Genomic DNA, 18,882 nt, shown 5'->3' with positions numbered 1-18,882 from the left:
TAGGGCCGCGTTAAGGCGGGGGTAAGAGCCGCATCGGAAAAGGCGCCGTGAACGCCTCAGGCCAGCCGCCGGTACCGCCGTTCGGGGCGGCCCGTCCCCCCGTACCGCAGCGACACCTCCACCCGGCCCGTCTCCGCGAAGTACTCCAGGTACCGGCGCGCGCTCACCCGGGACAGCGAGCCCGCCACCGCGCACTCCGTCGCGGACAACCCCTCCGGGTGCGCCCGCAGAATGCCGTCCACCAGCTCCGCCGTGTGCGCCGCCAGCCCCTTCGGCAGCTCGCGCGAGCCGCGCGGCCGGGCCCCGAAGATCCGGTCCACGTCCTCCTGCCGCACCTCGTCCCGGTCGTCGAGCCGGCTGCGCACCGAGGCCACGTGCCGCAGCTGCTCGTGCAGCGCCGCCTGGCTGAACGGCTTGATCAGATAGTGCAGGGCCCCGGCCCGCAGCGCCGACCGGATCGTGCCCACGTCCCGCGCCGCCGTGATGAAGAGGGCGTCCACCCCGAGCCCGGCGGCGCGCAGCTCCCGCAGCACCCGGATCCCGTCCATGTCCGGCAGGAACACGTCGAGCAGCACCAGATCGGGACGCAGCCGCTCGGCCTCCCGCAACGCCTCCGCGCCGCTGTGCGCGACCCCCGCCACCGAGAAGCCCGCCACCGCCGACACATAGCGGCAGTGCAGCTTGGCGACCATGAAGTCGTCGTCCACCACCAGCACGTTCGTCACGCCGACCCACGCTAGGACGCGACCACAACGACCACAACGTCCGTTGATTGCGGAACAGAGACAGCTTCCTCACGCGCGGGCAACATGTGGGCCACTTCACCACCACCTACCGAGAGGCGGCACCCTTGCGTCCACGCACCCCCCTCGCCCTCCTGGGAGCGGCACTGCTGGTGCTCGTGGGGCCGCCGCTGCTCACCCCCGGCAGCGGCTCCGACACCGGCACCCACATCCCCGGCCTGCGCCTCATGGTTCCCAACACGCCCGGCGGCGGATACGACATCACCGCCCGCACCGCCGCCAAGGACGCGGAGGAGGCCGGGCTCACCGGCGACGTCGAGGTCTTCAACCTGCCCGGCGCGGGCGGCACCGTCGGCCTCACCCGGCTCGTCGGCGAACGCGGCAACGGCCGCCTCGCCATGTCCATGGGCCTCGGCGTCGTCGGAGCCGTCCACACCAACAAGACGCCCCGCACCCTCGCCGACACCACCCCGATCGCCCGGCTCACCGAGGAGCAGGACATCGTCGTGGTCGGCAGGAACTCCCCGTACCGGACCCTCCAGGACCTCCTCGCCGCCTGGCGGAAGGACCCCGGCAAGCTGCCCGTCGGCGGCGGCTCCTCGCCCGGCGGACCCGACCACCTCGCCCCGATGCTCATGGCCCAGGCCGCCGGCATCCCCCCGAAGGAGGTCAACTACGTCCCCTTCGACGGCGGCGGCGAACTCCTCGCCTCCATCCTCGGCAACAAGGTCGCCTTCGGCGTCTCCGGTGTCGGCGAGTACCTCGACCAGATCAAGGCGGGCGAACTGCGGCTCCTCGCCGTCACCGGGCCCCGGAGGGTCCCCGGACTCGACGCGCCCACGCTCCGCGAGGCCGGCCTTGACACCGAGTTCACCAACTGGCGCGGCGTCGTCGCCCCGCCCGGCCTCACCGACGCCGAACGCGACAAGCTCGTCGGCCTCGTGACCGCGCTCCACGCCTCCCCGCAGTGGAAGCGGTCGCTGGAGACCCACGGCTGGAACGACGCCTTCCTTCCCGGTGAGGAGTTCGGCGCCTTCCTCACCGAGCAGAACGCCCGCGTCGATACGGTCCTGAAGGAGCTCGGCCTGTGACCACCCCGCTCAAGGAACGGCTGCGCGGACGCTCCGAACTCGGCGTCGGCGTCCTCCTCTTCCTCCTCGGCGTCCTCGTCCTCACCGACGCCCTCACCCTCGACGCCGACCTCGCCGGCCGGGGCCCCGTCGGCCCCGCCACCGTCCCCCTCGTCGTCGGCTGCGGTCTCCTCCTCGTCGCCGTCCTCCTCACCGCCGACGTCCTGCGCGGCGGCCGCGGCGAGGCCGAGGGCGGCGAGGACGTCGACCTCACCGAACCCGCCGACCGGCGCACGGTCCTCCTCCTCGCCGGGGCGTTCCTCGCCTTCGCCGTCCTCATCGGCCCGCTCGGCTTCCCCGTCGCCGGGGCGCTCCTCTTCTGGGGCGCGGCCTTCGTCCTCGGCAGCCGGAACCTCCACCGCGACCCGCTGATCGCCGCCGTCCTCTCGCTCCTCACCTACGCCGTCTTCGACCGGCTGCTCGGAGTGCCGCTCCCGGGCGGCCCGCTGATGGGAGTGCTCTGACCCATGGATTCCCTGACCTCCCTGATCGACGGCTTCGGCACCGCGCTCACCCCGGTGAACCTGCTGTGGGCCGCCCTCGGCGTGCTCCTCGGCACCGCCGTCGGCGTCCTGCCCGGCATCGGCCCCGCCATGGCCGTGGCCCTGCTGCTGCCCGTCACCTACGGACTCGAACCGACCGGCGCGTTCATCATGTTCGCCGGCATCTACTACGGCGCCATGTTCGGCGGCTCCACCACCTCCATCCTCCTCAACACCCCGGGGGAGAGCGCGGCCGTCGTCGCCGCCATCGAGGGCAACCCGATGGCCAAGGCCGGGCGCGGTGCGCAGGCCCTGGCCGCGGCGGCCGTCGGCCACTTCGCCGGCGGCATGATCGGCACGGTGCTGCTCGTCGCCCTCGCCCCGGCCGTCGCCGCGCTCGCCGTCGACATCGGCGCGCCCGACTACCTGGCCCTGATGGTCCTCGCCTTCATCGCGGTGACCTCGGTCCTCGGCTCCTCCCGGATCCGCGGCCTCGCCTCCCTCCTCATCGGCCTCACCCTCGGCCTGGTCGGCCTCGACCAGATGACCGGGCAGCAGCGGCTCACCTTCGGTTCGCTCCAGCTCGCCGACGGCATCGACGTCGTCATCGTCGCGGTGGGCCTCTTCGCCATCGGCGAGGCCCTGTGGGTCGCCGCCCACCTCCGCCGCACGACGGGCGAGGCCCTGCCCGCCGGCCGCCCCTGGCTCGGCCGGGACGACGTACGGCGCACCTGGAAGCCGTGGCTGCGCGGCCCGCTCATCGGCTTCCCGTTCGGCGCGATCCCGGCCGGCGGTGCCGAGATCCCCACCTTCCTGTCGTACGTCATGGAGAAGCGGCTGTCCAAGCACAAGGAGGAGTTCGGGAAGGGGGCCATCGAAGGCGTGGCGGGGCCCGAGTCGGCCGCGTCCGCCTCGGCGGCCGGAACCCTCGTCTCCATGCTGACCCTCGGCCTGCCGACGACCGCCGTCGCCGCCGTCATGCTGGCCGCCTTCCAGAGTTACGGCATCCAGCCCGGCCCGCTCCTCTTCGAGCGGGAGCCCGAGCTGGTCTGGGGCCTGATCGCCTCGCTGTTCGTCGGCATGGTGCTGCTGCTCGCGCTCAACCTGCCGCTCGCGCCGGTCTGGGCCCGGCTGCTGCGCATCCCGCGCCCGTACCTCTACGCCGGCATCCTCTTCTTCGCCGCCGTCGGGGCGTACGCGGTGGGCGGCGAGGCGCTCGACCTGGTGGTGCTGCTCGTCATCGGCCTGCTGGGGTTCGGCATGCGGCGGTACGGACTGCCGGTGCTGCCCGCCGTCATCGGGGTCATCCTCGGCCCGGCCGCGGAACAGCAGCTCCGCCGCGCCCTCCAGATCAGCGACGGCTCCCTGACCGGCCTGGTGAACACCCCGTTCTCGGTCACCGTCTACGCCGTCGTGGCGCTGCTGCTCGCGTGGCCCCTGCTGCGCAGGGCGGCCACCGGGCGGAGGGCCGCCGGACAGTGACGTACCCGGGGGAGGGGCGGGCCGTACGACAGGGGCGCGGCGGTCCGCCAACGCGCCCCCGAAGGGGTGAGATTCGGTCAATCGATGGCCGAATCCGGTATGCCTGGCGGGCAGCACCCTCCCCCCACACCGAAGGGAACCGACCATGCGCGTCCGACTCGCCCCCGCCGTCGCCGCCCTCCTGGCCGCCGCCGGAGCCCCCCTCGCCCACGCCGAGGGGGCCAACGGCCTCTCCGTCGACACCCAGGGAACCCTGGGCCCCGGCACCGCCGTCACCCTCTCCGGCACCTACCGCTGCCTGGACGACAGCAAGGGACCCGTCTTCGTCACCTCCACCCTCGACCAGGACGGCCGCTCCACCAGCATCGGCGGCACCCGCGCGGTCTGCGACGGACACCTCCACACCTGGATCAACACCGCCACCCTGAAGGAATCCGTCTTCCGGCCGGGCACCGCCCTCGTACGCGCCGCCCTCCTCCAGCTCGGCACCTCCGACACGGGCCTCCCTCAGCCCGGCTTCCTCGCCGTGCAGGACGCGGACGTCACCCTCCGCCGGACCGTGCCCGCCCGGTAGGCCGTCGTCAGCGCAGCAGCTCCACCAGACCGTCCCGGCCCAGCCGCGCCAGCTCGTCGAGGGCGACCACGGCACGCTCCGCCGCCTCCGGGTCGGAGGCGGTCAGACCACTCGCCGCGAACTCGTCCTCGTCGAGCCGCAGCACCTCACTGCCGTCGGCCGACACCCACAGGTCGAGATCGAGATCCTCCACCACCACCCCGGCCCCGCCGATCTCGGCCGGCCGGGTGATGTCGCAGTACCAGCCCTTGAGCGCCCCGTCCGCCGACCACACCTCCTTGACCGTGTACCAGCGGTCGCGCCAGTAGTGCTCCACGAAGACGTCACCCGGCTCGAACCGCACGAAGCCGAAGTCCCGCACCCCCTCGGCCGCCCACGGCGCCCGCACCGACAGCCGGGCCTCCCGCTCCGCCAGCACCTCCGCCGGGTAGCGGATCTTCGTCCGTCCCGCCTTCCTCAGGGTGATCTCAACCGACCGCCCGGACATACCGCACCTCCGTCGCGCGCACCTCGTACCCGAACCACCTGTTGATCGCCAGCATCGGCCCGTTGCGGGCGTCGTTCCCCGTGAACGCCTCCACGTGGCCCGCCGCCCGCGCCCGGTGCAGCGACACGTTCTTGGCCAGCTTCGCCAGCCCGCGCCCCCGGAACTCCGGGGCCGTACCGGTCATCGCGGAGCCGTATCGCCCCAGACCGTCCGTCCTGGCCGCGCTGAACGCCGCCGGCACCCCGTCGACCAGGGCGACCGTCGTCAGCGTGCGGTCGAGCAGCGGATGGTTCCAGGTCGTCTCCAGCCAGTGCGCGTAGTCGTCCAGCTCGGCCCCCACGTCACCCGGCTCGTCGGCCGTCGTCACCGCGTCCAGCGCGAACAGCGGCCGCGGGTCGTCCGCGAAGTCCTCCGCCGCACGGATCTCCACCCCGGCCGGCGGCTCCCCGAGCGGCGGCAGTTCGGCCGCGGCCAGGTCGAGCCGCAGGAAGTGCGCCGAACGGCTCGGCGCGTACCCGCGGCGCTCGGCGAAGCCACGGCCCGCCGGCTCGTCCAGGACCCAGCTGTAGAGGGTCGTCGCACCGTGCCTGGCCAGGTGCTCCTCGGCGGCGCGCGCCAGCAGCGCCCCGGCGCCGCGCCCCCGGTGGGCCGGATGGACGTACACGTTGAGCTCACCGATGCCCGGCTCGGGCGCCTCGTGGGCGAGACCCACCTCGGCCGTGCCGATGACCTCGCCGTCCTCCGCGACGGCGACCAGCGGACGGGCGTGGCTGTCGGGGTGGGCGTGCGCCCAGTCGTAGGCGGTCTGTTCGGCGGTGGCCAGCAGATACGGCAGCGCGGCCCGGCGGGCCCGGGCGAAACCCTCGGCGTCCTCGGGCCGTACGTCACGGACGATCACAGTCATGGCCCCGCACGCTACGGGGGAGCGGCCTGTCACCGCCTCCCATTTTCGGGTGCGGTGGGGGCAGAATCGGCGGGGTGACACTGACATTCGCCGTGGACCACCGGTCCACCACCGCTCCCTACGAACAGTTGCGTGCCCAGATCTCGGAGCGGGCCAGGTCGGGCAGACTGCCGGTCGGTTACAAGCTGCCGACGGTACGGGGCCTCGCGGAGCAGCTGGGGCTCGCCGCGAACACGGTCGCCAAGGCGTACAAGGCACTCGAGGCGGACGGGGTGATCGAGACGCGGGGCCGGCACGGCACCTTCGTCGCGGCGGCCGGCGACGCGGCCAGCCGGCGGGCCGCCACCGCCGCCGCCCAGTACGCCGAGGAGGCCCACCGCCTGGGCCTCAGCCGCGAGGACGCGGAGGCGGCCGTGCGCGAGGCGCTGCGCGCCGCCTACGACACCGTCTGACCGCCCCGGCCCCCGCTCCTACAGGTAGAGGCCGGAGGCGGCCTCGCGGGGCTGCGGGAGGCCGGGGGCAGGGGCACCCCGGCGCAGCGCGTACAGCTCCGCGAGCGTCGCGCCGTCGTGCGGCACGTCCTCCTCCCTCCCCAGCCAGGACACCGCCTCCGCCCGGGTCAGCGGGCCCACCTCGATCCGGGCCAGGCAGCGGCCCGGGCGGACCACGGCCGGGTGGAGCCGCTCCAGGTCCTCGTTGGTGGTGACGCCGACGAGGACGTTGCGGCCCTGCCCGAGCAGACCGTCCGTCAGATTGAGCAGCCGCGACAGGGCCTGCCCGGCCTCGTGCTTCGCCCCGCCCCGGATGAGCTCGTCGCAGTCCTCCAGGAGCAGCAGCCGCCAGCGGCCGTTCTCCGTGCCCTCGTCCTCCCCGATGGCGATGTTCATCAGATAGCCGACGTCGGTGAAGAGCCGCTCGGGGTCGAGGACGCAGTCCACCTGGCACCAGTCGCGCCAGGACCGGGCGAGCGTCCGCAGCGCCGAGGTCTTGCCCGTGCCGGGCGGACCGTGCAGCAGCAGGAGCCGGCCCGTGACGTCCTCGGGCCGGGTCCCCATCAGCCGGTCCATCGAGGCGGCCACCGGCGCCGAGTAGTTGGACCGGATCTCCTCCCACGTCTCCGCGCCGATCTGCCGGGTCGTCCGGCGCGGCCCGCGCTGCGGCGCCACGTGCCAGAAGCCCATCGTCACGTTCCCCGGCTCCGGTTCCGGCTCGTCCTTCGCCCCGTCCGTCGCCTCCTTCAGGATGCGCTCGGCCAGCTCCGCGTCGGTGGCCGTGACGGTCACGTCGGCGCGGTGGTTCCAGCGGGAGGCGAGCAGCGTCCAGCCCTCGCCCTCGGCCAGCACGGAGCTGCGGTCGTCGTCCTTCGACATCCTCAGCACCCGCGCGCCGGCCGGGAGCAGCGTGGCCTCCGGCTTCGCGCGGTCCAGGGTCGTGCTGTGGGCGTGCGGCTGTTCCCCGGTCGCGAACCGGTCGACGAACAGCGCGTCGATGACGTCCGACGGCGAGTCGCTGTCGTCGAGGTTGATGACGAGGGGCAGCGGCCGCCGCGGACCGGACGGAACCGGAGGAGTGTCAGGCATGGCGCCCATGATCCGCCACCCCCGCGGCGCGCGCACCGGATTTTGGGCCGGTGCGCGCGGGCGTCAGATCCAGTGCCCCCGCACCGCGCCCCGGGCCCGCCGCACCACCGCGTACCCCTTCGTCAGGACCCGGTCGGCCGCGAAGTCCCGCCCGAGGGCCCGTCCCTCGACGAGCCGGGTGAACTCCCCGATCCCGGTGGAACGGCGCACGGTCAGCCGCTCGAGGGCGTACGGCCCCTGGCGGCGGCGGGCCGGCGCGTTGCCGACGGCCAGTGCCTGGGCGAACCCGGCCTCCCGCACCGCCGTGCGCACCCGTCGGCTGGAGTACCCGTAGGGGTAGGCGAAGGAGACCGGGGCGGTCCCCAGCTCCTCGGCGACGATCTCGCGGCAGCGCAGCGCCTCGAAGCGGAGCCGGCCGGCGTCGAGCTGGTCGAGCTGGGGGTGGGTGTGGCTGTGCCCGCCGATCTCCGTGCCCGCACCGGCCAGCTCCCGCACCTGCGCCCAGTCGAGCATGGTGTCGAGCGCGCCCCCCTCCTGCCACCGGCCGCGCAGCCAGCCGGTGGAGACGAAGACCGTACTGGCGAAGGCGTGCCGGGCGAGTACGGGCAGCGCGTGCCGGTGCACGCCTTCGTACCCGTCGTCGAAGGTGATGAGGAGCGGGCGGGCGGGCAGCGGTCCGCCGGAGCGCCAGGCCGCGGCGAGCGCGGCGGTGGTCACCGGGGTGAAGCCGCGCTCGGCCACCACCTCCATCTGCGCGGCGAAGGCCGCCGGGGAGACCGAGAGCCCCCGGGCGGCGGGCGCGGGGTCGTCGGCGACGGCGTGGTACATCAGGATCGGTACGGCGGCGGCCGTGCCCGGCACGCCGGGGACGTTCCCGCTCACGCGACGGCCTCCGCGCCCGTGGCCGGTCCGGGACCCGGTACGGCCGGGCCTCCGGCGGGCGCGAGGCCGGCGATCGGCCCCCAGGAGAAGCGGGGCCCGTCGCGGCGGGCGCGAAGGGTGCCGAGGGCGTAGCCGCCCGCCGCGAGGGTCACGCCGGTGAGGATCGCGCCGGCCCGCCCCGCCCCGCCGGCCCGGCCGCGCAGCGCGTCCTTGAGGCCCCGTACCACTCCGGCGGGGAGCACCCGGGTGGTGTAGCGCCGCTCGGACTCCAGGCCCTTCTGCGCGCCGACGCTCCGGGCGACGAGCGCCTTGGACAGGCCCTCGGCGTAGACCCGGGTGCGGAAGTAGCCGAAGCGCTCGCGGGCCGGGGGCACCGTGTGGTGGATGACGGCCCGGTCGTCGATGAGGAGCACCGCCTCGGGCAGGGCCTTGGCGAGCCGGATGCAGAGCTCCGTCTCCTCGCAGCCGAGGGGCCGCCGGTCGCCGTCGCGCCCGATGCCGGTGGCGAAGCCGCCCGCCGCGGCGAAGGCGCCGCGGCGGAAGGAGGCGTTGCCGCCGAGGACGTTGCGGACCCGGACGCGGCCGGGCGGCAGCCCCCGGTACGTGCAGCCGACCACCCAGTCGAACTCCTCGGGGAACCACGCCGGCCGGCGGCCCGAGGCCCAGGCGGGCAGGGTCCGGCCGCCGACGGCCATGACCCGGGGGTCGTCGTAGGCGGCGGCGAGGTGGTGGAGCCAGTCCCGTTCGGCGACGGCGTCGTCGTCGAGGAAGGCGACGAACTCCCCGCGGGCGGCGGCGATGCCGGTGTTGCGGCCGGAGGAGAGGCCGCGGGGGCCCGCGTTGGCGAGCACCCGCACCTCCCCGGTCAGCAGCTCGTCCGCGTACTGCTCGGTCAGCCGGGCCAGCAGCCGCGCGTTGTGGTCGACGACGAGCAGGGTCTCCAGCGGGGCCAGGGACTGCTTCCGTACGGAGTCGACGGCGGCGAGGATGTCCCGCCACCGCTCCTCCGTGTAGACGCAGATCACCACGGAGAAGCGGAGCGGAGCCGTGCGGTCGCTCAAGACACCTCTCCCCGGGGGACGTTGACGGAGAAGGCGGCCGGCCGCCGGCGGGCCGACCGGCTCACGGCCTTCTCCTTGAGGATCACCTTGAGGACCCGGATGCCGTCGCGGACCGCGTTGAGGTTGCTGACGCCGTGGATGCGCAGGTACTCGTGGCTGGGCACTTCCTGCACCCTGAGGCCGGCCTTGACCACCCGGATGTTGATGAGGGTCTCGATCTCGAAACCGGTGCAGTCGAGGGTGATCTTGTCGAGGCAGTGGCGCCAGAAGGCGTTGTAGCCGTAGCAGAGGTCGGTGTACCGCGCGCCGAACTTGCGGTTGACGAGGGTGCACAGGGCCCAGTTGCCGAGTCTCCGGATGAGCGTCATGTCGTCCGTGCCGCCGCCGTTGGCGAAGCGGGAGCCCTTGGCGAAGTCGGCGCCGCCGACGAGGGCGGAGACGTAGGAGACGATCTCCTGACCGTCGGCGGAGCCGTCCGCGTCGACCATGACGATGATGTCGCCGGTGCAGGCGGCGAAGCCGCTGATCAGTGCGTCGCCCTTGCCCTTGCCGACCTGTTTGACGACCTTGACGTCCGGCCGCAGCGCGCGGGCCACGTCGACCGTGTCGTCGGTGGAATTTCCGTCCACCAGGACGACTTCATGAATCCATTCCGGAAGCGTCCGGAAGACGTACGGAAGATTTTCCGCCTCGTTCATTGCCGGGATGACGACACTCACCGGGGGAGTGATCGCCAAATGCGAGGTGATGGCCCGGTACTGGGCGGCTATTCGACTCGGCTCGGTGAATTCTTGGCCCGCGGCCGGGCGCAGGAACGAGCTCATGGGTCAGGTTTCCCTCTCGTCCGGTGGGCCGCCCACCCCTGGGGCGGTCCCGATGGTGTGTCCGGTTCGAAAGGGGGGTTCTCACCCCGCCCGCACGGCGCTGACATCCGCACGGGATCGGCAAGTTGGCATGGCTGGCCGCGCGGCATCCGCGACTCGGCGCACGTTCGGACACCGAGCACGGCACCCCCCTACCGCGCCCCGCCCCGGGACCGTCGCGACGCTGGAGCCCTCCCCTGAGCTGCTGTACTGGACGGACCGGTGCGGGTGAGATGTACGACGGTATTGATGAAGGGGACTGTAGGGCAAGTATCGGATCGGTGACCCGCTTTTCCGTAGATTGGCGAAGCTTCGGCGGTCGGATGTGTAACCGTCTTGATCGGATTCGCTCAATCCGTTTGTGGCGTGCGGGAAGTGGGGCACGATCATGCCTCTGTGCTTTGTTGCGCGATCGTCCCGTGATCGCGCGCGGCCCTGCCGTGGGACCGGAAGTTCCGCTTCCCGGTGGGGTCGTGCGGTGGAGTGGCTCGAACTCGACGGTTGATGACGGGAGATCGGCCGGACGGCCGGGAAGTTTTGACATGAACACTTCCGGGCGGCCGGATCCGATGCTACTACCTGGTAGCGCAGAGATCCTGCTCCAGGGAGGTTCCATGAAACTGTCCCGATTCGCGGCCTTCTCGTCCTCGCTCCTGCTCGGTGCCGTCCTCACCCTCACCGGGGCGGGCGCGGCACAAGCGGCCGAGACCGCCGCCCTCGACTACGTGGCGCTGGGGGACTCGTACTCCTCCGGCGTCGGGGCCGGCAGCTACGACAGCGCCAGCGGCGACTGCAAGCGCTCCACCAAGGCCTACCCGCGGCTGTGGGCCAACGCCAACGCCCCGTCGACCTTCGCCTTCACCGCCTGCTCGGGCGCCCGGACGGGCGATGTCACCGCCGGTCAGCTCGGCCCGCTCTCCTCCGCCACCGACCTCGTCTCGATCACCATCGGGGGAAATGACGCCGGGTTCGCGGACGTCATGACCACCTGTGTGCTGCAGTCCGAATCCACCTGTATCAACCGAGTGAATCAGGCCAAGAGTTACGTCGACACCACGCTGCCCGGCAAGCTCGACTCCGTCTACTCGGCCATCCGCTCCAAGGCACCGGCCGCCCGTGTCGTCGTCCTCGGCTACCCGCGCTTCTACCAGCTGAGCGGCAGCTGCGTCGCCGGCCTCAGCGAGAACGAGCGCAAGGCCATCAACGGTGCCGCCGACCACCTCAACGCGGCCACCGCCAAGCGCGCCGCCGATCACGGCTATACCTTCGCGAGCGTCGTCCCGGCCTTCACCGGCCACGAGATCTGCTCCGGTTCCCCCTGGCTGCACAGCGTCAACTGGCTCAACATCGGGGAGTCGTACCACCCGACCGCCGCCGGGCAGTCCGGCGGATACCTGCCCAGCTTCCGGAACGTGCTCTGACCGGTCCGCAGCCCGGCCGCCGCACTCCGTCCCCCATCCCTGACCCCGCCGACCCCCGCCCCCGACCCCCACTCCCCTGACCGTGGCGCCGCGTCCCCCGGGACCGGCGCCCGATTCCCCTACCTGACGAAGTGAAACACCAGCGCCGCCACGAGCAGGAGCGCGCCCAGCAGCCCGGCGAGCAGGACCACACCCCGCCGCGGCCCCGCAGGGGCGCGTTCCGGCCGGTGCCCGGCCGGGGGCGCCTCCGCGGTCGCGCTCCCGCCGCGTTCCTCCCCGTCGCCGTCCGCACGTCCGCGCGCGGTCCCGCGGCCCCCCTCGCCCGAGCCGTACGGGGCGGGCGAGGGCGCGCCGCCGGCCGGGCCGCCCGAGGCCAGCCGGCGCAGCTCCCGCTCGACCCGCTCCACGGGTGCGGGGCCTTCGGGGTCCTCCCGCAGCAGCTCTCGGATCAGCGGGGCCAGCGGCCCGCCGCCCGTCCCACCGACCGCCGTGCGCAACAGCACGCCCAGGGCACGGAGTTCGGCGTCGGATCCTGGGGCGCCGGCCTCCTGCGGCCGCCCGTCCCGGGCGGCGGCGCCCGTCACCGTGCCGAAGCCGGTGACGACGATCCGCCCGTCGTTGGCGAGCAGCACCCGGTCGGCGCTCAGGTCCCGGTGCGGCACCCCGGCCTCCCGGGCGGCGCGCAGCGCCGCCAGCACCTCCGCCCCGATCCGGGCGGCCTCCCCCGGGGGCATGGGCCCGTCCGCCTCCACGGTCTCCGCGAGGGTGAGGCCCGGGACCAGCTCCATGACGATCCAGGGCCTGCCGCGGTCGACCACCACGTCGTCCACCCGGGCGACCCCCGAATGCCGCAGCCCTGTCGCCGACCGCGCCTCGCGGGCGATCCGCTCGTACAGAAGGCGCTCGTCCGCGTCCCCGAGGCCGGGCGGGGCCTGGACCTCCTTGACCGCCACGTCCCGGCCGAGTTCCTCGTCCCGGGCGCGCCAGACGGCCCCCGTGGCGCCCTCCGCGAGGAGGTCGAGCAGCCGGTAACGTCCCGCGATCACCGTCATGGAACCACCGTAGCCGAGGGGCGCCCGCCCGCCCCCTTTGCGGAACGACCCGCCCGGACGATCTTGGTGGCGGAGATCACACACCGTGGCCCCGCCCGTGCGTCCCGGGGGCGGCGCCGCACGGTTCGTGACGGTTCGGCAGGTGTTCCACGCCTGTCCAACTCGGCCTGGAGGCAGTTGGATTCGGACAGTGATCGTCAATCCCCGTGCGGGGGCGTCGAATCGCGTCGGCGGGATACACGAGTGTCACAGTGGAGCGATAGGGTTAACCTGCCCGGGCCGGGTGCCCTTGTACGGGTGGGGAGTGACATGGAACAGATAGCAATGCGCAGCAGGCCGCGTGTGCCTGCCATCACCTGCGGGAGCAGCGCGACCAGTTCGCGGCTCGACCGCCATCTCGCGGTGCTGGGCGGTCCCGCCCTGCCCCAGCGGGAGGTGGCCGAGGCCACCCTGCTGATGCGGGAGCTGACGACGCGTCCGCCGGCGGCCTCGCCGGTGCGGGGACACCGCAGCCGGAGCGCGCGCGTCTCCCTCTTCGCCCCGCTCCGCCGCCTGCGCCGCTCGCTCTTCGGCACGCGCCACTAGCGGCGCCGCACCGGTCGCGCCGGCATCCGGCGCGACCGGCGCGACACCCCGCGAAGGAGTGCCGCGCCGGCCTCGCCGGATCCGGCGGGCCGACACGGCGCCTCCTGTCCCGGCGTCGCCGGACCCCGCGTTCCCCGACGCATCCCGCCCGCCCCGGCGCACCGCCCGTACGCCGACCGACCACGACTCCGCCGGACGTGTCCCCGCCTGTCCGGCGCTCGTCGTGCCCGGCCCCGCCGACTGCGGTGCCGGCGGCCCTCCTACGTGGGCCCCACGGGCGGTGCCGCGCGCCTCTGTCGTGCGGGGCCGCTCCCGTGCCGACGGCCGCTCGCCGCGCCGCCCCGCGCGTCCGGCGCCCCTTCGGCCCGGGGAGCGGCGAGGCCCGTCACCGTGCCGCCGACGCCCACCCGGCCCGGGGCGCCGGAAGGCCGTCCGTGCGGCACCTCGAGACAGGGAGCCGACCGCGCGGTGTCAGGCGATCACGCCCGCCTCCCGCAGTTCCTTCACCTCCGCCCCGGGCACGCCCAGCTCCGCCAGGACCTCGTCGGTGTCCTGCCCGAGCGCCGGGACGCGGCCCATGCGCGGTTCCGGCGCGTCCGGGAAGACCACCGGCGGGAGCAGCGCCCGCAGCGGCCCCACCGGGGACTCCACCTCCCGCCACCGGTCCCGGGCCGCGAGCTGCGGATGGTCCGCCAGTTCCGCGACCGAGTTGAGCCGGGCGCAAGCGATGCCCGCCGCGTCGAGGCGCGCCAGGGCCTCCTCCACCGACAGCGGGGCCAGCGCCCGTGCCACCACCGCGTCCGTCGCCGCGCGCCCCGCCACGCGGGCCGCGTTCGTCGCGAAGGCCGGGTCGCCGGCGAGGTCGGGACGGCCGAGGACCCGCTCGGCGAGCCGCCGCCACTCGCGGTCGTTCTGCACCGACAGCAGCACCATGCCGCCGTCGGCCGTCGGATAGGCGTCGTAGGGCGCGATCACGGCATGGGCGAGCCCCGTGCGCGCCGGGGCCGCGCCCCCATGCATCCCGTGGTGCAGCGGGTGCCCCATCCACTCGGCGAGCGAGTCCAGGAGCGACACCTCCACGGGCCCGCCGCGGCCGGTCGTGCCCCGGCGGACGAGCGCCGCGAGGACGCCCGAGAAGGCGTACATCCCGGCCGCGATGTCGGCCGCCGGGATGCCGGACTTCACCGGCCGCTCGGGCGTCCCGGTCACCGAGACGAGGCCCGCCTCGCACTGGACGAGCATGTCGTAGGCGCGCTTCCGGGAGTACGGGCCGTCCGCGCCGTATCCGGAGACGTCCACCGCGATCAGCCAGGGGTGCGCGGCACACAGCGTCGCGGCGTCCAGGCCGAGGCGGGCCGCCGCCCCCTGCGCCAGGTTCTGCACGAAGACGTCGGCGCCCGCCACCATCCGCCGTACCAGGGCCATGCCGCGCGGGTCCTTCAGGTCGACCGCCACCGACTCCTTGCCGCGGTTGCACCAGACGAAGTGCGAGGCGAGGCCGCGGGCCGCCGTGTCGTACCCCCGGGCGAAGTCACCGCCGTCGGGGCGCTCGATCTTGACGACCCGGGCCCCGAGGTCGGCGAGCTGCCGGGTGGCGAAGGGCGCGGCGACGGCCTGCTCGACGGCGACGACCGTGATCCCCTCCAGGGGGAGTGGCTGAGTGCTCATGGCAGCCCTGCCTACCCTGCCGGCGGCACCCTTGTCACCCGGCCCCCGTATCGGCTCCCGTATCCGGGCGCCTCGGCCCCTCCGGTCCGTCCCTCACCCGCCGCGGCCGTACCGCCGTACCGCGAGCGGGGCGAAGACGGCGACGAGGGCGAGGGACCAGAGCAGCGCCCCGGCCACGGGGTGGGCCACCGGCCAGGCCGCGTCCGCCGGGACGGGCGCGTTGCCGAAGAGGACGCGCACCGCCGTCGTCACCGCCGAGATCGGGTTCCACTCGGCCACCGCGCGCAGGTGGTCCGGCATGCCGTCGGTGGGGATGTACGCGTTCGACAGCAGCGGCAGGACGAAGGTCGCGCTGCCGAGCTGGCCGGCCGCCTCCTCGCTCCGTGAGGCCAGGCCGAGCAGGATGCCCACCCAGGTCATGGCGAAACGGAACAGCAGCAGCAGTCCGAAGGCGGCCAGGGCCTCCGGCACGGACCCTTCGATCCGCCAGCCCATGGCGAGCCCGACCAGGATCATCGGGACCGTGCCGGCCGCGCACGCGACCAGGTCGGCGAGGGCCTGCCCGAGCGGCACCGCGCCCCTGCTCATCGGCAGCGTCCGGAAGCGGTCCATGACGCCCCGGTGGGCGTCCTGCGCCGCCTGGAACATGCCGGTCATGAGGCCGCCCGCCGCCGTGGCGACGAGCAGGCCGGGCACCAGGAAGGACCGGTACTCGGCGCCCGGCATGGCGAGCGCGCCGCCGAACACGTAACCGAAGAAGAGGAGGAAGACGATCGGCATCGTCTGCGTCATGACGGTGATCGCCGGGGCGTGCCGGATCCGCAGGAGGTGGCGGCCGAGGACCGCGGCGCCGTCGTACGCGAGGGTCGTCATGCCGCCGCCTCCGTCCGGCCGGTGAGGCGCAGGAACACCTCGTCCAGGGTGGGTGGGCGCAGCGAGGCGTCCACGATCGGGACACCGGCCGCGTCCACCTCCCGGACGATCCGGGGCAGGGTGAGCGCGGGGTCCGTGGTCAGCGCGCCGACCGTGCGCCGCTCGGCGTCGAGGACGGGGGCGTTGCCGGTGAGCCGGTCGAGGACGGCAGCGGCGGCGTCCAGCGGTCCGGGGCCGGCCACGACCACCTCGGCCCAGCCGCCGATGAGCGCCTTGAGTTCGGCCGGGGTGCCGCGGTGGGCGGCCCGGCCGTCCTCGACGAGCACGATGTCGTCGGCGAGCTGGTCGGCCTCCTCCAGGTACTGCGTGGTGAGCACCACGGTCGTGCCCTGGGACGCCAACCCCCGTACGGCGTCCCAGATCCCGTTCCGGCTGCGCGGGTCGAGCCCGGTGGTGGGCTCGTCGAGGAAGAGGACGGCGGGCCGCGCGAGCAGGCTGGCCGCCAGGTCGAGACGGCGGCGCATGCCGCCCGAGTAGGTGCGCGCGGGCCGCCCGGCGGCCTCCGTGAGGCCGAACTCCTCCAGGAGCTCGTCGGCGCGGGAGCGCGGGGCGCGCAGGAGCCGGGCGAAGAGGCGGAGGTTCTCGGCGCCGGTGAGGTCGCCGTCGACGGAGGCGTACTGCCCGGTGACGGCGATCCGGCTCCGTACCGCCGCCGGGTCCCGGACCACGTCGTGGCCCGCGACCAGGGCGCTGCCCGCGTCCGGGGCGACGAGCGTCGTGAGCACGCGCACGGCCGTGGTCTTGCCCGCGCCGTTGGGCCCGAGGACGGCGCAGACCGTGCCCTCGGGGACGGCGAGGTCGAACCCGCGCAGGGCGTGGACCTCGCCGTACCGCTTGCCAAGGCCCTCACTAAGTACAGCGTACGTAGTTGTCATGTGGTGACCATAGCGCACTACGTACGGTGTACGTAACTACGATGGGGGGCGAGGTGATGATCCATGGCGGGCCGAGCGGCCGAACCCGAAGTGATCTGGGCGCGCCCCGAGCGCACGGGCCGAGGCCCGAAACCGGCCTACAGCCGGCGGGAGATCGCGGACACCGCCGTCCGCATCGCCGACGCGGACGGCATCGACGCGGTCTCCATGCGCCGCGTCGCCGCCGAACTCGGCTGCGGCACCATGTCGCTCTACAACTACGTCCCCCGCAAGGAGGACCTGTACGAGCTGATGGTCGACGCGGTCAGCGGCGAGTACGACCTGCCCGAGAAACCGAGCGGGGACTGGCGCGCGGACATGACCGCGCTCGCCCACCAGGGCCGCGCCCTCATGTACCGCCACCCCTGGCTCGCCCGGCTGATGAACTCCGCCTACGGCCTCAGCCCGAACGCCCTGCGCTACCTGGACTGGTGCCTCGGCTGCCTCGCGCCCCTGGACATCGAGCCCGGCCTGAAGATGCAGCTCATCGCCATGGTCAACGGCACGGTCATGGCCACCGTCGTCAACGAGCAGGCCCTCGCCGAACGCGCCCGCTCGCTGCCCTGGTCCGAGGAGCAGGAACAGGCCGTCCGCACCGCCTACCTCGCCCGGCAGGCCGCCGGCGGCCGCTACCCGCACCTGGCGGAGCTGCTCGCCGCGCAGCCCGCTCCCGCCGACCCGGACGAGATCTTCGACACGACCATCGCCCGCCTCCTGGAGTCCTTCGCGCCCCCCGTCACAGGAGCATGAACTGCCCCTCCGGGCCCTCCTCCTGATGGTCCAGTACGGACGCGGGGCGGCGGGCCCGGACCGGCACCGGCAGCACCCCGGCCGCCGTCAGGGCCGCCCGGCCGCCGCCCCCGGCGGTGAACACCGCCCGCTCCGGCTCCCGCGCGCCCAGCAGGGCCAGCGCCGTCACCAGGCCCAGCAGCTCCGAGGTCCACTCCTGCGGCCAGGCCGCAGGACCGATCGCCTCCAGGGAGCCCGGCTCCGCCGGCGCGGTCCGCCGTTCGAACCACTGCTCCAGGACCCGCACACCGCCCACCCGGAACTCCCAGGCCTCCACCGGCACGGGAGAGATCCGGCCCTCACCGACACCGAGGACCTCCGCGCCCGGGTCGTACGACAGATCCGCCGGGCGCGCCGGGACCGCCGCCCGCACGTAGGGGCGCCGCCCGCCCGGCAGCCGGGGCCGCGCCCCGCTCAGCGCCCCGCCGAGCTGGACGTCGGCGAGCTCCCGGCCCAGCCGCACGCCCGCCGACCAGACCTCCGGGTCCTCCGGCAGCGGTACCCGGCACCCGGCCGGCGAGGGGGAGGCGGCGGCGAGCGCCCACGCCAGCCAGTCCCCGGCGTCCACCTCGCGGCCGTACCGCTCGCTCAGGAAGGGCAGCAGGCCGGGGGCGAGGTTCGGCTCCCGGCCGCCGGGGCGGCGGAACAGGGGCCGGATCCGGCCCGGCCGGCCGGCGGGGGAGCGGCCCTCCGGAAGCGCCGCCGTCACGAGCAGCGCCGGCCCCGCCGCCTCACCGGGCACGTACCCCTGCTCCACGGCGAAGACCTGGGGCGCGCCGGCGACCCGCCAGAGTTCGGGGCGGGCCACGTCGATCAGCCGGTGGTCGGGGAGCAGCCACTGCTCGTCGAACGGCCCGCGCGCGACCCGCACCGGCTCGGGGCACGGCCCGGACTCCCGGGCGAACCGCACCGTGCCGGTGCGCTGCCCGGGCAGCGCCGCCACCGCGCTCGACGGCGTCCGCGCCCGGCTCGGCCGGAACAGCGCCTCCCGCTCGGCGCCCCCGGCCGCCACCAGCCGGTCCCAGCGGGCCCGCAGCGTGCGCGCGTCCGGCGCCGCGATCCAGGACCGCCCGAACCGGAGCGGTGCGACGGACCAGGGCATCAGCTCGTCCAGCAGGGGCGCTTCGTCCGGACCCGGGGCTTGCGTCACGCCCCGCATGCTAACCACCCCCGCCGGGCGGCTCCAGCCTGCCCGGGCGAGGGCTCCCGGCGCCGCGGCCCTCCGGTTCCGAGGTCCCGGACGTGGCCTAGGCCGTGTCTTTCGGATCTTGCCGGGCTCGCGGCGCCTGGCACCGCGCCTCTCCCCCGTGGCCCTTCGGGCACGGGAGGTGC

Annotated in this window: 20 protein-coding genes; 8 read left to right on the top strand and 12 right to left on the bottom strand. The window is 74.4% G+C overall.

The window, feature by feature from the left end:
- Window positions 1-56: 56 nt before the first annotated feature.
- The gene (locus ACFY60_RS18355; protein ID WP_388617237.1) at window positions 57-725 is read right to left on the bottom strand and encodes a response regulator; all 669 of its coding nucleotides are present in this window, start codon (window positions 723-725) and stop codon (window positions 57-59) included.
- A gap of 125 nt (window positions 726-850) precedes the next feature.
- Between ACFY60_RS18355 and ACFY60_RS18350 the strand changes: the two genes are divergently transcribed.
- From ACFY60_RS18350 to ACFY60_RS18335, 4 genes are all read left to right on the top strand, one after another.
- On the top strand, window positions 851-1,834 hold the full coding sequence (locus ACFY60_RS18350; protein WP_388617235.1) for a Bug family tripartite tricarboxylate transporter substrate binding protein: 984 nt from the start codon (window positions 851-853) through the stop codon (window positions 1,832-1,834).
- The gene (locus ACFY60_RS18345; RefSeq protein WP_388617232.1) at window positions 1,831-2,337 is read left to right on the top strand and encodes a tripartite tricarboxylate transporter TctB family protein; all 507 of its coding nucleotides are present in this window, start codon (window positions 1,831-1,833) and stop codon (window positions 2,335-2,337) included. The genes ACFY60_RS18350 and ACFY60_RS18345 overlap by 4 nt, the downstream gene beginning before the upstream one ends.
- A 3-nt stretch (window positions 2,338-2,340) precedes the next feature.
- The gene (locus ACFY60_RS18340; protein WP_388617229.1) at window positions 2,341-3,837 is read left to right on the top strand and encodes a tripartite tricarboxylate transporter permease; all 1,497 of its coding nucleotides are present in this window, start codon (window positions 2,341-2,343) and stop codon (window positions 3,835-3,837) included.
- 145 nt (window positions 3,838-3,982) lie between these two features.
- Window positions 3,983-4,411 carry a DUF6299 family protein gene (locus ACFY60_RS18335; protein ID WP_388617226.1) on the top strand — a complete coding sequence of 143 codons (429 nt, stop codon included), beginning with the start codon at window positions 3,983-3,985 and terminating at the stop codon, window positions 4,409-4,411.
- Between the two features lie 7 nt (window positions 4,412-4,418).
- Here ACFY60_RS18335 and ACFY60_RS18330 read toward each other — a convergent pair whose 3' ends face one another.
- Both ACFY60_RS18330 and ACFY60_RS18325 read right to left on the bottom strand, forming a co-directional pair.
- Window positions 4,419-4,898 (bottom strand): DUF402 domain-containing protein, encoded by a 480-nt coding sequence (locus ACFY60_RS18330; RefSeq protein WP_309056395.1) that lies wholly within the window; start codon window positions 4,896-4,898, stop codon window positions 4,419-4,421.
- Complete coding sequence (locus ACFY60_RS18325) at window positions 4,879-5,802, bottom strand: GNAT family N-acetyltransferase (RefSeq protein ID WP_388617223.1); 924 nt, start codon at window positions 5,800-5,802, stop codon at window positions 4,879-4,881. Before ACFY60_RS18325 ends, ACFY60_RS18330 begins: the two co-directional genes overlap by 20 nt.
- A gap of 74 nt (window positions 5,803-5,876) precedes the next feature.
- Here ACFY60_RS18325 and ACFY60_RS18320 point away from each other — a divergent pair, with 74 nt between their 5' ends.
- Entirely contained in the window at window positions 5,877-6,254 is a 378-nt protein-coding gene (locus ACFY60_RS18320) for a GntR family transcriptional regulator (protein WP_388617220.1), read from the top strand.
- An 18-nt stretch (window positions 6,255-6,272) separates the two neighbouring features.
- Here ACFY60_RS18320 and ACFY60_RS18315 read toward each other — a convergent pair whose 3' ends face one another.
- Genes ACFY60_RS18315 through ACFY60_RS18300 form a run of 4 tightly spaced genes read right to left on the bottom strand, consistent with a single transcriptional unit; the run spans window position 6,273 to window position 10,149 of the window.
- On the bottom strand, window positions 6,273-7,391 hold the full coding sequence (locus ACFY60_RS18315; RefSeq protein ID WP_388617218.1) for a DUF5925 domain-containing protein: 1,119 nt from the start codon (window positions 7,389-7,391) through the stop codon (window positions 6,273-6,275).
- 54 nt (window positions 7,392-7,445) lie between these two features.
- Window positions 7,446-8,210 (bottom strand): polysaccharide deacetylase family protein, encoded by a 765-nt coding sequence (locus tag ACFY60_RS18310; protein WP_388617394.1) that lies wholly within the window; start codon window positions 8,208-8,210, stop codon window positions 7,446-7,448.
- Window positions 8,211-8,260: 50 nt separating this feature from the next.
- Window positions 8,261-9,325, bottom strand: coding sequence for a glycosyltransferase family 2 protein (locus ACFY60_RS18305; RefSeq protein ID WP_388617215.1), 1,065 nt, complete (start codon window positions 9,323-9,325; stop codon window positions 8,261-8,263).
- On the bottom strand, window positions 9,322-10,149 hold the full coding sequence (locus tag ACFY60_RS18300; protein ID WP_388617212.1) for a glycosyltransferase family 2 protein: 828 nt from the start codon (window positions 10,147-10,149) through the stop codon (window positions 9,322-9,324). Before ACFY60_RS18300 ends, ACFY60_RS18305 begins: the two co-directional genes overlap by 4 nt.
- 653 nt (window positions 10,150-10,802) lie before the next feature.
- On the opposite strand from ACFY60_RS18300, the gene ACFY60_RS18295 reads away from it, so the two are divergent.
- Window positions 10,803-11,609, top strand: coding sequence for an SGNH/GDSL hydrolase family protein (locus tag ACFY60_RS18295; protein WP_388617209.1), 807 nt, complete (start codon window positions 10,803-10,805; stop codon window positions 11,607-11,609).
- A gap of 119 nt (window positions 11,610-11,728) precedes the next feature.
- Here ACFY60_RS18295 and ACFY60_RS18290 read toward each other — a convergent pair whose 3' ends face one another.
- Entirely contained in the window at window positions 11,729-12,661 is a 933-nt protein-coding gene (locus ACFY60_RS18290) for a protein kinase (protein ID WP_388617203.1), read from the bottom strand.
- A 309-nt stretch (window positions 12,662-12,970) separates the two neighbouring features.
- Here ACFY60_RS18290 and ACFY60_RS18285 point away from each other — a divergent pair, with 309 nt between their 5' ends.
- Window positions 12,971-13,246 (top strand): hypothetical protein, encoded by a 276-nt coding sequence (locus tag ACFY60_RS18285; RefSeq protein WP_309057808.1) that lies wholly within the window; start codon window positions 12,971-12,973, stop codon window positions 13,244-13,246.
- 471 nt (window positions 13,247-13,717) lie between these two features.
- Here the strand turns inward: ACFY60_RS18285 and ACFY60_RS18280 are convergent, their stop codons facing one another.
- The 3 genes from ACFY60_RS18280 to ACFY60_RS18270 form a co-directional block, all read right to left on the bottom strand.
- Entirely contained in the window at window positions 13,718-14,914 is a 1,197-nt protein-coding gene (locus ACFY60_RS18280; protein WP_388617200.1) for a CaiB/BaiF CoA transferase family protein, read from the bottom strand.
- A 93-nt stretch (window positions 14,915-15,007) separates the two neighbouring features.
- On the bottom strand, window positions 15,008-15,787 hold the full coding sequence (locus ACFY60_RS18275) for an ABC transporter permease (RefSeq protein WP_388617196.1): 780 nt from the start codon (window positions 15,785-15,787) through the stop codon (window positions 15,008-15,010).
- A complete protein-coding gene (locus ACFY60_RS18270; RefSeq protein WP_388617194.1) occupies window positions 15,784-16,722 on the bottom strand; it encodes an ATP-binding cassette domain-containing protein in 939 nt (312 codons plus the stop codon). The genes ACFY60_RS18275 and ACFY60_RS18270 overlap by 4 nt, the downstream gene beginning before the upstream one ends.
- A gap of 63 nt (window positions 16,723-16,785) precedes the next feature.
- On the opposite strand from ACFY60_RS18270, the gene ACFY60_RS18265 reads away from it, so the two are divergent.
- A complete protein-coding gene (locus ACFY60_RS18265; protein WP_388617191.1) occupies window positions 16,786-17,511 on the top strand; it encodes a TetR/AcrR family transcriptional regulator in 726 nt (241 codons plus the stop codon).
- Here the strand turns inward: ACFY60_RS18265 and ACFY60_RS18260 are convergent.
- Entirely contained in the window at window positions 17,498-18,709 is a 1,212-nt protein-coding gene (locus ACFY60_RS18260) for a type ISP restriction/modification enzyme (protein WP_388617189.1), read from the bottom strand. The genes ACFY60_RS18265 and ACFY60_RS18260 overlap by 14 nt on opposite strands.
- Window positions 18,710-18,882 lie beyond the last annotated feature (173 nt).

Source organism: Streptomyces sp. NPDC012827, assembly GCF_042900905.1.
Taxonomy (GTDB): Bacteria; Actinomycetota; Actinomycetes; order Streptomycetales; family Streptomycetaceae; genus Streptomyces; species Streptomyces gulbargensis.
This window is presented reverse-complemented; position numbering and strand designations above follow the sequence as displayed.